Genomic DNA, 14,061 nt, shown 5'->3' with positions numbered 1-14,061 from the left:
AGGCTGATCACATCGTGGAGTTCTGGCAGGGCGGCACCACCAGCGCCACCAATATCCAGCCGCTGTGCGCGACCCATAACCAGATCAAGCACCGGTGGTCGGTACGCCAGGACCGCCGCATGTGGTCGGGCCGCAACCGAGGCCAACAGCGAGGTGGGGGTAGGGCCTCGGACCCGGATGGGGACCCAGCCCCACACCCGCACCCGTAACCGGCCACCCCCATCAAGAGCTCCCACCCGCCTGCGCCGGGTCTCTACCCCCGCATGGCCAGACCCCACCCCGCCCTCGGGGAGCCGGTCCCGGCCCCGAGCTCTCGCCACCCCGGGGGCCGTGGGTGAGACCTGGTCCTAGAAGCACGCTCACCCCTGTTTTTGCCTCCAACAGGGGGGTTCACCCACACCCAGACACCAGCCGACCCCCAAACACCAGCCTCCACCCGCCGACCGAGGTTCGCCGCACACCATGACCAGCCGCGACACCACCAGGCGTCAACGCTCCGGCGCAGGGGCAGGCATCGGCCTCCAGGCCGACCGGGGTTCGCAGTAGAGCATGACCGGCCGCGACACCCGCAACCGTCAACGCTCCGGCGGAGTGGCCATCGACGGCCGCCAGGCCGTGCTTGTGCCGTAGGGGCCCTTCGGGCCCGAAGGGCCCGCCGCCTCCCCGACCACACGCCCCCCGTTTCCTGATAGCCGCCAACCCGCCGTCGCAGCGAAGCGGGTCAAGGTGGAGCGCCAATGATGCGCGAAGCGCTCGATGGCGACGACCTTGAGGCGCGCAGCGGAGACGGCCACCATCAAGCGGCAGGAAACGGGGAAACCCGCACTCAACAGGCCACCTCCAGCATAGGAGGGCCACCCCTCAAAGCAGTTTCAACCCCACTCTTGGGCCACCACCCATCAACCCTTCACCCACCACCCATTGTCAGCAGGCACCCTCAGCAGTAGAAGGACCGCGGGAGGAACGATCCGGGACCGATCACCGGGCCGGGTTGGCCAACAACAGGTCCGCGCGCTCGCGGGGGTGCGCTCGGGCGTAGAGGACGTCCTCCTGCCGTGCCCACAGCGCGCGATAGGGGGCGTACGCCTCGGCGTCGTCGCGGCGGTCCAACCGCCGGTACCGCGTGTGCGCCGGGGCCTCCACCCACACCAGCAGGTCGAGGAGGCCGGATACGGAGGCGGCACCGGAGCCGCACCCCTCCACGAGCAGCGTCCCCTCGCGCCCGGCCAGCTCCGAGGGCAGGTCCACCCACTCCGTGGCGAAGGCGCCCCGTTCCCAGTCGTACCGTCGCCACGCGGCCGTACGGCCGTGCCTGAGCGGCTCCAGAACCCACTGCCGCAGCAGCCCGGGCACCTCGGCCAGCCCGTCCCACCCCGGGTACAGGTCCTCCATCGTCAGGACGGCCACCGGCTCGCCCCGTTCGGCCAGCGCCCGGCGCACCCGTTCGGCCACCGTGCTCTTTCCGGAACCCGAACGACCCTCCACTGCGACGATCCGCGTCAGTGGTCCGCGCCGAGGCGTGTCCAGCACGGTCCCGGCCGTCCGCTCCGCCCAACCGGGCCGGTCGGTCCTCTCACCTGGCATGCTTCGGAGCTTAGAGGCACCACAAGCCCGTGCGCGCACGGTTTTCAGCCGTGTTCAATGCTTGTAATATTCCTCGGAACAACATCCGAGCGTTGTAGCGACCGACCACAGAGGGGTAAGCGGTGACCGAGGCCGACACCGACACGACCCCGGGGTCGCAGTCAGCGCTGCGCCAGGCCAACGAGCGGCGCGTAGTCGACGTTCTGCGGCACGAGGGCACCCGGACCCAAGCAGAGCTGGTGCGCGCCACCGGGCTGTCCGCCGCCAGCGTCTCCAACATCGTCCGAGGGCTGCGGGCCGCGGGTACCGTCACGGTCCGCAACACCTCCTCCAACGGGCGCCGGGCCCGGGCGGTCAGCCTGCTGCGGCCACCGGGCGCCGTCGTGGCCGTCGACTTCACCGCCGACCACATCCGGGTGGCGGTCGGCGACAGTGACGGGAACATGGTCGCCCGCGAGGGCATCCCCTACGACGTCGCCGCGGACGCCCCGCGGGCGGTGCGCCGGGCCGCCTGGCTGGTCGAGACCCTGCTGCTGGCCGGCCGGACAGACCTGGGAACGGTGTCCATGGTCGTGGCCTCGATCCCCGGGCCGATCGACCCGGACACCGGTGCGGTCGGCGGGATCTCCTGTGTTCCCCGCTGGTCCGGTTTCCGTCCTGCGGAGGCACTCAGCCAGCGGCTCGGGTTGCCCGTGCACGCCGAGAACGACGCCAACCTGGCGGTGTTGGCCGAACGCGACCGGGGCGCTGCCCAAGGCGCCGAGCACGTCATCCACTTGGTCCTGGGTGAGGGGGTCGGTGCGGGCATCGTGTTGTCCGGACGGCTCTTCCAAGGCGCGGGCGGTACCGCGGGGGAGGTCGGGCACATCGGGCTCGACCCGCGTGGCCAGGTGTGCCGTTGCGGCAACCGCGGCTGCCTGGAGACCTTCGTCGGTACGTCGTACTTGCTGAACATGCTGCCCCGGCACGCCGACCTGGCCCAGGGGACCGAGCCGGTCGGTCTGGCCGACCTGGTCGACTCGGCGCGGGAGGGTGCCCCCGGAAGCCGTCGGATCATCGCCGAGGCGGGCACCGCACTGGGCCAGGGCACCGCCATCATGTGCAACCTGTTCAACCCCGACCGGGTCGTGGTCGGGGGCGAGCTCGCCGAGGCCGGGGACCTGCTGCTGGAACCGATGTACCGGGCCATGGAGCTGGGAACGCTGGGTAGTGCGCTGGGTCGGCTGAAGCTGATGCCGAGCGCGCTGGGCGCTGACGCAGCCCTCTACGGGGCGCTGGCGACGGCAGTTCACCGGGCCGCGTGACCTGGGCCCTGGCCGCGTGGATCGGGAAGCGCGTGTGCTGAGGTGGGGAGTGGCCTACTGAACAGCCCGAATCATGATTTTAAGACCTGAAATCAATTTCTGTGATGTTTCGGTTATGTGTTCAGTAGTTGACGGCAAGCCCGCGGCGGCGCTTGACTGCACAGCACCATCCGCGGGATCCCCCGCCCACCTCCCCACCCCGTTACGAGAGAGGCACCGGCGTTGAACACGAAACGCTCAGCCACACGACGCTCAGTCACCGGCGGTATCGCTGCGGTGACCGCGGCACTGGCCCTTGCCGCCACTGGCTGCGACGCCATCACCTCCGGCGGCGACGACGCCGGGGGTGAGACCCACACCCTGGAGGAAGGCTTCCACGTCGGACTGCTCCTGCCCGACCTGTACACCGCCCGGTACGAAGCCTTCGACTACCCGTTCTTCGAGGCGGCGCTTGAGGAGCAGTGCCCCAACTGCGAGCTGTCCTACGCCAACGCCGACGGTGAAGTCGACGAACAGCAGACCCAGGCGCAGGCGATGCTCACCGACGAGGTCGACATCCTCGTCCTGGACGCCGTTGACGCGGCCGCCTCCTCGGGCACCGTGAACGAGGCCAAGAACCAGGGCGTGCCCGTGATCGCCTACGACCGTCTGGCCGAAGGCGGCGTCGACTCCTACATCTCCTTCGACAACCACCGCGTGGGACAGGTCCAGGCCGAGTCCCTGCTGGAGGCGCTGGAGATCAACGGTGAAGCGGGTGACGGGGAGATCGTCATGGTCAACGGTTCCCCCACCGACCCCAACGCCGCCGACTTCAAGGCCGGTGCGCACGAGATCCTCGACGGCCAGATCGACGTCGGCCAGGAGTACGACACCCCGGACTGGTCGCCGGAGGAGGCCACCACCCAGATGGAGGCCGCCATCACCGCCATGGGGGTGGACGAGATCGTCGGCGTCTACGCCGCCAACGACGGCATGGCCTCCGGTGTCATCGCCGCCCTGCGCAGCGCCGGCGTCAGCGTCGACGACCTGCCCCCGGTCACCGGCCAGGACGCGGAGCTGGCCGGGATCCAGCGCATCATCTCCGGTGAGCAGTACATGACCGTGTACAAGGAGATCCAGCCCCAGGCCGAGCTGGCCGCAGCCATGTCGATCGCGCTGGCCACCGGCGAGGAGCTGGAGGCCGGTGAACACACCGTGACCGAGATGGAGGACGGCGCCGGCGAGACCGTCGAGGCGCATCTCCTCGAGCCGGTCGCGGTCACCGAGGAGAACATCGGTGACACGGTCGTCTCGGACGGCTTCTACACCATCGAGGAGATCTGCACGGACGACTACGCAGACACCGACTTCTGCCAGGACGCGTAGGCACTCCGATTCGTCCGCGGGGCGGGGGCTCCCCCTCATCCGGAGGGAGGCCGCCCGCCCCGCGGCGAACGCGAGGAGAGGGAAGACCGCAGCACATGAGTACACCCGTCCTGGAACTGTCCGGGATCTCCAAGACCTTCGGGGCCGTGCGGGCCCTCGACGAGGTCGACTTCCACGTCGACGCGGGCGAGGTCGTCGCCCTGCTCGGCGACAACGGCGCCGGTAAGTCCACCCTGGTGAAGGTCATCGCCGGGGCGCACGCCGCCGACAGCGGCGGAGCCATCCACTGGGACGACCAGACCGTCACCATCAACGCCCCCGCCGACGCCCAGCGGTTGGGAATCGCCACGATCTACCAGGACCTCGCCCTCTGCGACAACCTGGACATCGTCGGCAACCTCTTCCTTGGCACTGAACGGCTGCACTTTCCCGGGACGCTCGACGAGGTCGAGATGGAGCGCCGCTCCTGGGAGCTCCTGGACTCCCTGTCGGTCAGCATCCCCGACCTCCGGGTGCCCGTGGCCTCCCTCTCCGGTGGACAGCGCCAGATCGTGGCGATCGCCCGCGCCCTGCTGGGCGAACCGCGCGTCGTGCTGCTCGACGAGCCCACCGCCGCTCTCGGGGTGGCCCAGACCGCGCAGGTCCTCGACCTCATCGAACGCCTGCGCGACCAAGGCCTGGGGGTGGTGCTCATCAGCCACAACATGGCCGATGTGCGCGCGGTCGCCGACCGGGTCTCGGTTCTGCGCCTGGGCCGGAACGCGGGTGAATTCGACGTGGCCAACACCAGTTACGAGGAGATCGTGGCCGCCATCACCGGGGCCTCGGACAACCCCGTCACCCGCCGCTCCACCCGTGGTGGCGAGGAGCCCCTTGCTTCGGAGGACAAGCGATGAGTCAGCAGACCCCGGTCACAGACGAATCGGGCCAGGACGCCGGGGCGTCGGACGGAGCCCGCCGCGACCCGAGGCTGCTTTCGGTGGCCGCCACCCCCAGCGGCTGGTGGACCGCCATCAAGCGCAACGTGCGCGCGGGGGAGCTCGGTGCGGCGCCCGTCGTCATCGGACTGATCCTCATCGCGATCGTCTTCCAGTCACTCAACGACCGCTTCCTGTCCCCGCAGAACCTGTCCAACCTCACCGTGCAGATCGCCGCGATCGGTCTGATGACCACCGGCGTCATCATGGTCCTGCTGCTCGGCGAGATCGACCTGTCCATCGGCTCGGTTGCGGGTCTGGCCGCCGGATTCCTGGCCGTGGTGGTGATGCGGCACGGCTGGCCGGAGTGGGCGGGCATCCTCGCCACCCTGGCAGTGGGCCTCCTTGTCGGCCTCGTCCACGGCGTCATCTTCGCCAAGATCGGCGTGCCGGCCTTCGTGGTGACACTCGCCGGACTCCTGGGATGGCAGGGACTGCACCTGTTCCTGATGGCGCCCGACGGCACCATCAACACCCGGTCCGACGGGCTCATCGCCGCGCTGACCCAGACCTACTTCGTGCCGTGGATCGGCTGGACGATAGTGGTCCTCACGCTCGTCCTCTACCTGGCCTCGGGCCTGACGGTGGAGCGTCGGCGCCGCCTGACGCAACTGTCCTACAAACCGCTCTCCGAGGTGCTGCTGCGCACCGGACTGCTGGCCCTGCCCTTGGTGGCGGGTGTGTGGATCGTCAACCAGCACAACGGTGTCTCCCTGGCCTTCCTGATCTTCGTGGGCGCGGTGGTCATCCTGGACCTCGTGCTGCGAAAGACCCGCTACGGGCGCATGGTCTACGCGGTGGGCGGCAACGCCGAGGCCGCGCGCAGGGCCGGTATCAACGTCGTCCTGATCCGTGTGTCGGTCTTCGGGATCGCCTCCACGCTCGCCGCCCTCGGCGGGATCATGCTGGTCTCCCGCAACATCGCGGCGAGCACGACCACCGGTGGCGGCCAGGAACTCATGTTGGCCATCGCGGCGGCGGTGATCGGCGGCACCAGCCTGTTCGGCGGCCGGGGCAACGCCTACTCCGCCCTGCTCGGCGGACTGGTGCTGGGCGCTATCACTTCCGGGCTCCTGCTGCTGCCCAACGTGGACACCTCGGTGCGCTTCATGATCACCGCCGCGGTCCTGCTGATCGCCGTCATCCTCGACGCGATCTCCCGGCGGGGCCGCAAGACCCACGCGAGAGGCGGCGCCTAGGGCTCCTAGGCTCCCGAGCCACTCCCGGAGGAGAACGGCGGCTCGTGCCGCCGTAGAGCCCGGGCCGGTCACCACTCCCACCGGCCCGGGCTCCTTCGTGCTCTGGCGCATCCGTGTGATCTGCCCCTCATCTGGCCGCCCCGGGGTGACTGTGCACCTGCGCCGGGGCCGCCCCGAAACCCGTTCCGGGCCGCACACGGTTCTGCCGCCGCGCCGGCACCGCGCCCGAACCCGTGCTCACCGGCCTCACCTGGCCGGACGCTGCCAAGGACTGCGGCATGGGTGATTGAGGGCCGACCGATCGCTGTGACCTGGCGCACCCGCGGCCCCAAGTCCCTTGGTCCCGTGCCGTCAGGGGAGAAAGTCCCGAGGTCAGAGGCGGATTCGGCGCCTGTCTGAGCGCTGCTAGTTTCGCCGCGTCAAGCCACCCAGCACCCGTGGCGCCGCGGCTCACGGGTGCGCACACAGGAGAGTCATGCGCAACATCCTCGTCGTCGGTGCCGGACAGTCCGGGCTCCAGCTCGCCCTCGGCCTGCTCTCGGAGGACTACGACGTCACCCTGGTCAACCCGCAGGGGCCTGAGGAGATCCGAGCCGGCCGGGTCCAGTCCACCCAGTGCCTGTTCGGGCCGGCACTGCGCCGCGAACGCCGCCACGGCTTGGCCTTCTGGGACGACCGCGCCCCCGAGATCACCGGGGTGGGAGTACGGGTCGCCGACCGGTCCGGGGGAGCCGTCCCGGAGGCGGACTGGGTCGGTCGGCTGGAGGAGCCCGCTCAGTCGGTGGACCAGCGCCTGAAGCTGGCCGCCTGGATGGAGCTGTTCGCCCAAGGCGGCGGCCGGGTCGTCCGCCAGAGGGTCGGCCGCGAAGCACTGGGGCGGTTCGCCGCCGAACACGACCTCGCCGTCGTGGCTGCGGGCCGGGGGGAACTGGCTGAGCTCTTCCCCCGCGACGCCCGCAGATCGCTCTTCAAAGTGCCCCAGCGCGCCCTGTCGCTGGCCTACGTCACCGGGGGCGAGTCGCACCCCAGAGGTGGTGTCCTGAGCCGTACGGCGGTGCCTGGGGCCGGTGAGCTCGTCACCCTGCCCACCCTCTCCCTCGCGGGTGTCTGCGAGGCCGTCATGGTCGAGGCCGTGCCCGGTGGCCCCCTCGACCGTCCCCTGGACGAGGGGGCCACGGGGGAGGACGCCTTGGCGGGGTTGCTCGACGTCATGCGGAGCCACGCCCCCTGGGAGTACGAGCGCCTCACCCGCGCCCGCCTGGCCGACCCGATGGCCGCACTGCGCGGCGGCTACACGCCAGCGGTGCGCGAACCGGTAGCCCGCCTCGCGGACGGTACCCCCGTGCTCGGTATGGCCGATTCCGTGGTCAGCAACGACCCGATCACCGCCCAGGGCGCGAACATGGCATCCCTGTGCGCGGAGGTCTACCGCCGCGCGATCGTCGACCACGGCACGCGCCCCTTCGACGAGCCGTTCATGCGCGCGGCGTTCAGCGACTACTGGCGCCGCGCCCGTCAGGTGACCGCCTGGAGCAGGGTCATGCTGTCCGGCCCGCACCACGTGTGGGAGCTGTACCGGCTGGCCGACCGGCACCAGCCCACCGCGGACCGGTTCGCCAACTCGTTCAGCGAGCCCACGGGGCTCATCGACTGGTTCCTCCACCCGGAGCGCGCGATGGCGTACGCGGACTCGGTGCGGAGCGCCGAACCCGCACGCTCATCCCATGTCCCTATCTCCTAATCCCGATCGGGCAGCAGGAGATATAGCGTCGGTCCCCTCATGTTCGCTGACCTCCTCACACCCACCGCCCACGGCCTGTTCGGCGAGATCGACGCCTGGGTCTTCCTCCTCGTGGCGGCGGCCGCGGTACTCGCCGGGGCCGCCGTCCAGAGCATGGTCGGCCTCGGTCTCGGACTGGTCGCCGCCCCGGTTATCTCCTTCCTCGACCCCACACTCATGCCCGGGTCCCTGCTCATCACCGTGATCATCCTCCCGGTGCTCACGCTCCTCCAAGAGTGGCGGCACGTGGACTGGTACGGCATGGCCTGGGGGCTGCCCGCGCGCGTGCCCGGCACCCTTGCGGGGGTGTGGGTCGTGGCCGTGCTCGAACCCCGCGCCCTGGCCGCGGTGGTCGGGGTCATGGTGCTCGTGGCCGTCATCCTGACGGTGTGGGCCTTCCGGGTCCGCATCAGCCCGCTCTCCTTGGTCACGGCGGGCACCCTGTCCGGCTTCGCGGGTACCGCCACGTCGGTGGGCGGGCCGCCCATGGCCTTGCTCTACCAGCGCGAACGTCCGGAGCGCGTGCGCGCCACCCTGGCCGCGTTCTTCCTGTTCGGCGGCGCGATCTCCCTGATCGGCCTCGGGGTCGGCGGGCAGATCGACGGCCGCACGGCCGCCGCCGGCATCGCCGCCATCCCCTTCGTCGGCCTCGGATTCCTCCTCGGCAACGGGCTCCGCCGCTGGGTCGACCCCGGGAAACTGCGCGTCGGTCTGCTGGGCGTGGTGACCGTCTCCGCGATCGGCCTTCTCGCACAGGCCGTGTTCGGATAGCGTCGCAGCCGGGCAGCCAGCGGTAACCGCGCTGTCAAAAGCGAGTAACCTACGCCGAAAACCGTTTGGGTCGATGCCGTGCGGCGGCACCGTCCCGATGGGGAACACGCGTCATCTCCCGAGGCGGCGTCGAATCCGTAACCTCGGGGGTTGCTGGGTATGACCCGTGGGCGAACGCCCATAAACTCGGTTGGGCATACCTGCCGGTAACCGACACCGGCCCACGTCAGGGGCCGGGCACGGCAAACGTAAGCGGACACGCTGGACGAGGGGACTGACGAGACAGTGGCACTGTTCGAGTCGATACACAATCCGGAAGCGCTCAAGAAGCTCCCGGCCGACCAGCTCCCTGCGCTGGCCCAGGAGATCAGGGACTTCCTGGTCGACTCCTGCTCCCAGACCGGTGGGCATCTCGGCCCCAGCCTCGGCGTCGTCGAGTTGAGCATCGCACTGCACAGGGTCTTCGACTCACCCAAGGACCCCATCCTCTTCGACACCGGTCACCAGGCCTATGCCCACAAGGTGCTCACCGGCCGCCACGACTTCACCAACCTCAAGTCCGAGGGCGGCCTGTCCGGCTACCCCTCCAGGTCCGAGTCCGAGCACGACTTCATCGAGAACTCCCACGCCTCCACCTCGCTGTCCTACGCCGACGGTATGGCCAAGGCCAACGAGGTCCAGGGCCGCACCGACCGGACCGTCGTCGCTGTCATCGGCGACGGGGCCCTCACCGGCGGCATGTCCTGGGAGGCCCTCAACAACATCGCCGAGAAGAAGAACCGGCGCCTGGTCATCGTGGTCAACGACAACGGCCGCTCCTACTCGCCCACCAGGGGCGGTCTGGCCGACCACCTGGCCTCGCTGCGCATGAACCCCGGCTATGAGCAGGCCCTCGACCTGGCCAAGACCACCCTCAACCGCACCCCGGTGGTCGGACAGCCCCTCTACGAGGCGCTGCACGGCCTCAAGAAGGGCGTGAAGGACGCCATCCAGCCGCAGATGATGTTCGAGGACCTCGGCCTGAAGTACCTCGGTCCCATCGACGGGCACGACGAGGCCGCCGTGGAGACGGCGCTGCGCCGCGCACGGGACTTCGGCGGACCGGCGATCGTCCACGTCATCACGCAGAAGGGCAAGGGCTACGCCCCGGCGGAGAACCACGACGAGGATCAGTTCCACGCCCCCGGTCCCTTCGACGTCGACACCGGCAAGGCCAAGGCCGGACCCAAGGTCGAGAAGTGGACCTCGGTCTTCGCCGACACCATGGTCGAGCTCGGCGGGGAGCGCTCGGACATCGTCGGGATCACCGCCGCGATGCTCCACCCCACCGGCCTCAACAAGTTCGCCGACGCCTACCCGGACCGGACCTTCGACGTCGGTATCGCGGAGCAGCACGCCGCCACGTCCGCCACCGGCATGGCGATGAACGGCCTGCACCCGGTGATCGCGGTCTACGCGACCTTCCTCAACCGCTGTTTCGACCAGGTGCTCATGGACGCCGCCCTGCACCGCCAGGGCGTCACCTTCTGCCTGGACCGCGCCGGAGTCACCGGAAACGACGGTGCCAGCCACAACGGCATGTGGGACATGTCCATCCTCCAGGTGGTCCCCGGCCTGAGCCTGGCCGCCCCGCGCGACGCCGCACGCCTGCGCGCCCTTCTGCGCGAGGCCGTGGCCGTCGACGACGCGCCCACCGTCGTGCGCTACCCCAAGGGCGCGGTCGCCGAAGAGCTGCCCGAGATCGGCAAGGTCGGCTCCATGGACCTGCTGCGCCGTGCCGCCGACGGCGGTCACGGCAAGGACCTGCTCATCGTGGGTGCGGGCACTATGGCCCAGGTCGCCTGCGAGGTCGCCGACCGCATGGCGGACCAGGGCATCGGTGTCTCGGTTGTCGACCCCCGTTGGGTCAAGCCCTTGGACGAGGCCCTGGTGGCCGAGGCCGCGGAGTACTCGGTGGTCGCGGTCGTGGAGGACAACGGCCGTACCGGTGCCGTCGGCGACGCCGTGGCCCGCCTGCTGCGCGACCACGACGTGGACGTGCCCGTGCGCACCTTCGGTATTGAGCAGGAGTTCCTGGACCACGCCAAACGCGACCAGATCCTTCAGGAACAGGGACTGACCCCGCAGGAGCTGTCCCGCAAGCTCACCGAGACCGTGTCCCGCCGGGGCGAGGGCGCCAGGACCGCGTCCGAGCTGGCCGACGAGAAGGCCTGAAGGCCCTGTTGAGGCCCGGCCGAGGCCGGAACGCGCGATCCACAGGTCCCACTGGCAGCATCGGAACCTCGTCCGGTGCTGCCAGAATGGGGCCATGGCCACTCCTGCACCCGACCACCAGAGCCCCGAGCAGCCCCGCCCGGACGACGGGGACCCGCTTCGGGTGGCCGTGATCGGATCCGGTCCCGCCGGGGTCTACGCCGCGGACGCGTTGACCAGGCAGCGGCGCGTGCCGGTCCGTGTGGACGTCCTCGACCGCCTGCCCACGCCCTACGGCCTGGTCCGCTACGGCGTAGCGCCGGACCACACCAAGATCAAGGGTGTGGCTCGCGCCCTGCGCGGGGTTCTGGAACACCCCGACGTGCGTTTCGTCGGCGGGGTCGAGTTCGGCACCGACCTCACCCGCGCCGACCTGGCCCGTTCCCACCACGCCGTCGTCTACGCCACGGGTGCCAGCGTCGACCGGCGGATGGGCGTGCCCGGTGAGGACCTGCCGGGCAGCGTCGCCGCCACCGACTTCGTGAACTGGTACTGCGGCCATCCCGACAGCGAGATGGAACGGTTCGTGCTGGACACGGAGGAGGTCGTGGTGGTGGGGGCGGGCAACGTCGCCATCGACGTCGCCCGGATCCTGGTCAAGACCGCCGACGAGCTCCGCCACACCGACATCCCCCAGGCTGCCCTGGAGGTGCTCGCCGCCAGCAGGGTGCGCACCGTGCACGTCCTGGCCCGCCGCGGCCCCCTCCAGGCCAAGTTCACCGCCCCCGAGCTGCGCGACCTCCTGGCGCTGCCCGGGGTGGACGTGGTGGTGCGCCCGGAGCAGGTGGACATCGACCCCACCGAGGTCGGCACCGACCAACCCGAACTGCGCCGGGTCGCCCGGGCCGCACGCACCAACCTCAAGCTCCTGCGCGAGCAGGCCGATCGGCCTCCCCAAGGCCGTCCCCGCCGCCTGGAGATCCACTTCTGGAGCCGCCCTGCGGAGATCCTCGGTACTGAGCGGGTGGACGGCCTACGCGTCGAGCACACGCGCCTGGACGGTGAGGAGCGTTTGGTGGGCACCGGTGAGCACAGCGTCCTGGACGCCGGGATGGTGTTGCGGTCGGTCGGCTACGCCGGTGTGCCCCTCACGGGAGTGCCCTTCGACGATGCCGGGCGCACGGTGCCGCACGACCTGGGCCGTGTCCTGGACACCGACGGCCGTGTCGTGCGCGGCGACTACGTGGCCGGGTGGATCAAACGGGGCGCCACGGGGGTGATCGGCACGAACAAGTCCGACGCTGCCGGTACCGTCCGCTCCCTGCTCGAGGATGCCGAGGACCTGCGCGGGTCGCTTCCGGAACCGGTTGACCTGGCGGAGGTCCTGGACAAGCGGGGACTCGCCTACAGCGACTACGACGACTGGCTGCGTATCGACAACGCCGAGGCCAGCCACGCCGCCGAGCTGGACCGGGGCGAGCGGGTCAAGCTGCACGGGTGGGGCGCCTACCGCAGGGTCCTCGGGGAGCGGTGACCTGTCGGACCATCGGCCGGCACGTCCGCGGATACGGGGTCAGGCCACGTCGGGTTCGTCGGCCGCATAGGTGTTGCAGTCGCCCACGGTCTCGCTCGACCACCCCGACTCCAGCCAGAGTGCGCGGTTGGCCGCGCTGCCGTGCGTCTCCAGGTCACCGTCGCCGTTGAAGTGCTGGTTGACCACGTCCAGGGCGTCACTGTCGGGGTCGGTGAGGCCGCGCAGGCCCACACCGGCCATGCATTCCGCCTGGAGTTCGGTCCGGCGCAGCGTGTCCAATTCGTCGGCCTCGGTGCCCGCGGTCCGGCGCAGGTCGTGGGAGACGCTCAGGATCCCCGTCGCGTACTGGACGTGGTGTGCGTACTCGTGCCCCATCAGCGCGAGCCACACGTGCTCCTGGTGGTCCGCCGGGACCTGGGCCCCGACCTCGCGCACGTTCGGGAGCACCACGGTGATCTGGCTCCGGTCGCTCTCGTAGTAGGCCAGTGTGAAGGCGTCCTCGGTGTCGGTGTCGAGGGAATCGTCGGTGACGGTGATGTCGGGCAGTTCGGGGACCAGGCCGAGCTCGGCCATGACCGGGGCCCAGAGTTCGTCCAGGCAGTTGCCCGCCTCATCGGCGAACCCCTCCCACGACTCGTCCGAGGCCAGGTCGAGTGCGGGCAAGTCGCAGTCGACCGGTTCCGGCACGGCGACGCCGTACACGGGGTGATCGACCAGATCCACGTCCACGGGGTCGGGCTGGACGTACAGGTCGCTGTCGTAGTAGACGGACACGTCCGTGCCGCCGGTCTCGGGTTCCTCCTGCGGAGTGGTGGCCACGATGGCCACGCTGGCGATCAGCGCTACCAGGGCCACCGAGGCGGCGACGAACGCCCAAGCGATGACGGCCGGACCGCGGTCGCGCCGGGGTCGCGGGGGCGGTCGGCCATGGGAGGGCCCCCAGTGCTGGTACTGGGCCCACGGGTGCGGCCCCCTCTGCTGCTGCCACGGTTGGTGCTGTGCCCCCTGGTGCGGCCACTGCTGCGCCCCCCACTGCCAGTTCTGGAACCCGGCCTGGGGAGGCTGGGGCTGGGCGTGTGCGGGCGGAGCATGTGGCGGCAGAGGTCGGGCCTGCGTCTGCTGGGCTTGCTGGGGCTGTGTTTGCGAGGGCGGCCCGGGGTTCGGCCAGTGCTGGCCTTGACCCTGGCCCGGTTGGGCCGGTCCGCGCTCGGGCGGTGGGGGAGTGTTCTCCCCGGGCTCTTCAGCGCCGGTTCGGTTCTCCACGGGTCGTCCTCGTCGTCGCGCCAACACGGGCAGGGCATATCCGGTTCGTCACTACGAAACGGGCAAGTGCCGCAGACCTCCAGTATGGGGC

General features: G+C 70.3%; 11 protein-coding genes. 9 read left to right on the top strand and 2 right to left on the bottom strand.

Features of this window, described 5'->3' with window-relative positions:
* Window positions 1–209: HNH endonuclease signature motif containing protein (locus tag ACYVDG_RS28245; RefSeq protein ID WP_460760786.1), on the top strand; the 209-nt coding region annotated here is incomplete at its 5' end.
* A 769-nt stretch (window positions 210–978) separates the two neighbouring features.
* Here the strand turns inward: ACYVDG_RS28245 and ACYVDG_RS28240 are convergent.
* Window positions 979–1,584, bottom strand: coding sequence for a uridine kinase family protein (locus tag ACYVDG_RS28240; RefSeq protein WP_460760781.1), 606 nt, complete (start codon window positions 1,582–1,584; stop codon window positions 979–981).
* 122 nt (window positions 1,585–1,706) lie between these two features.
* On the opposite strand from ACYVDG_RS28240, the gene ACYVDG_RS28235 reads away from it, so the two are divergent.
* From ACYVDG_RS28235 to ACYVDG_RS28200, 8 genes are all read left to right on the top strand, one after another.
* Window positions 1,707–2,888 (top strand): ROK family transcriptional regulator, encoded by a 1,182-nt coding sequence (locus ACYVDG_RS28235; RefSeq protein WP_460760776.1) that lies wholly within the window; start codon window positions 1,707–1,709, stop codon window positions 2,886–2,888.
* 222 nt (window positions 2,889–3,110) lie between these two features.
* Window positions 3,111–4,253: a sugar ABC transporter substrate-binding protein gene (locus ACYVDG_RS28230; protein ID WP_460760771.1), complete on the top strand. Its 1,143-nt coding sequence runs from the start codon at window positions 3,111–3,113 to the stop codon at window positions 4,251–4,253.
* A 95-nt stretch (window positions 4,254–4,348) separates the two neighbouring features.
* Window positions 4,349–5,149 carry an ATP-binding cassette domain-containing protein gene (locus ACYVDG_RS28225; RefSeq protein WP_460760767.1) on the top strand — a complete coding sequence of 267 codons (801 nt, stop codon included), beginning with the start codon at window positions 4,349–4,351 and terminating at the stop codon, window positions 5,147–5,149.
* Complete coding sequence (locus ACYVDG_RS28220; protein ID WP_460760764.1) at window positions 5,146–6,429, top strand: sugar ABC transporter permease; 1,284 nt, start codon at window positions 5,146–5,148, stop codon at window positions 6,427–6,429. Before ACYVDG_RS28225 ends, ACYVDG_RS28220 begins: the two co-directional genes overlap by 4 nt.
* A 475-nt stretch (window positions 6,430–6,904) precedes the next feature.
* Entirely contained in the window at window positions 6,905–8,170 is a 1,266-nt protein-coding gene (locus ACYVDG_RS28215; RefSeq protein ID WP_460760760.1) for a styrene monooxygenase/indole monooxygenase family protein, read from the top strand.
* 39 nt (window positions 8,171–8,209) lie between these two features.
* Complete coding sequence (locus tag ACYVDG_RS28210; RefSeq protein ID WP_460760756.1) at window positions 8,210–8,980, top strand: sulfite exporter TauE/SafE family protein; 771 nt, start codon at window positions 8,210–8,212, stop codon at window positions 8,978–8,980.
* 285 nt (window positions 8,981–9,265) lie between these two features.
* Window positions 9,266–11,194 carry a 1-deoxy-D-xylulose-5-phosphate synthase gene (gene dxs, locus ACYVDG_RS28205; protein WP_460760753.1) on the top strand — a complete coding sequence of 643 codons (1,929 nt, stop codon included), beginning with the start codon at window positions 9,266–9,268 and terminating at the stop codon, window positions 11,192–11,194.
* A gap of 94 nt (window positions 11,195–11,288) precedes the next feature.
* Window positions 11,289–12,707, top strand: a complete 1,419-nt coding sequence (locus ACYVDG_RS28200; protein WP_460760748.1) for an FAD-dependent oxidoreductase — start codon at window positions 11,289–11,291, stop codon at window positions 12,705–12,707.
* Window positions 12,708–12,746: 39 nt separating this feature from the next.
* Here the strand turns inward: ACYVDG_RS28200 and ACYVDG_RS28195 are convergent, their stop codons facing one another.
* Entirely contained in the window at window positions 12,747–13,970 is a 1,224-nt protein-coding gene (locus ACYVDG_RS28195; protein WP_460760745.1) for a neutral zinc metallopeptidase, read from the bottom strand.
* Window positions 13,971–14,061: the final 91 nt, after the last annotated feature.

Source organism: Nocardiopsis oceani (assembly GCF_054777395.1).
The sequence above is the reverse complement of the archived record's forward strand: the minus strand, read 5'-3'. Positions and strand labels throughout refer to the sequence as shown.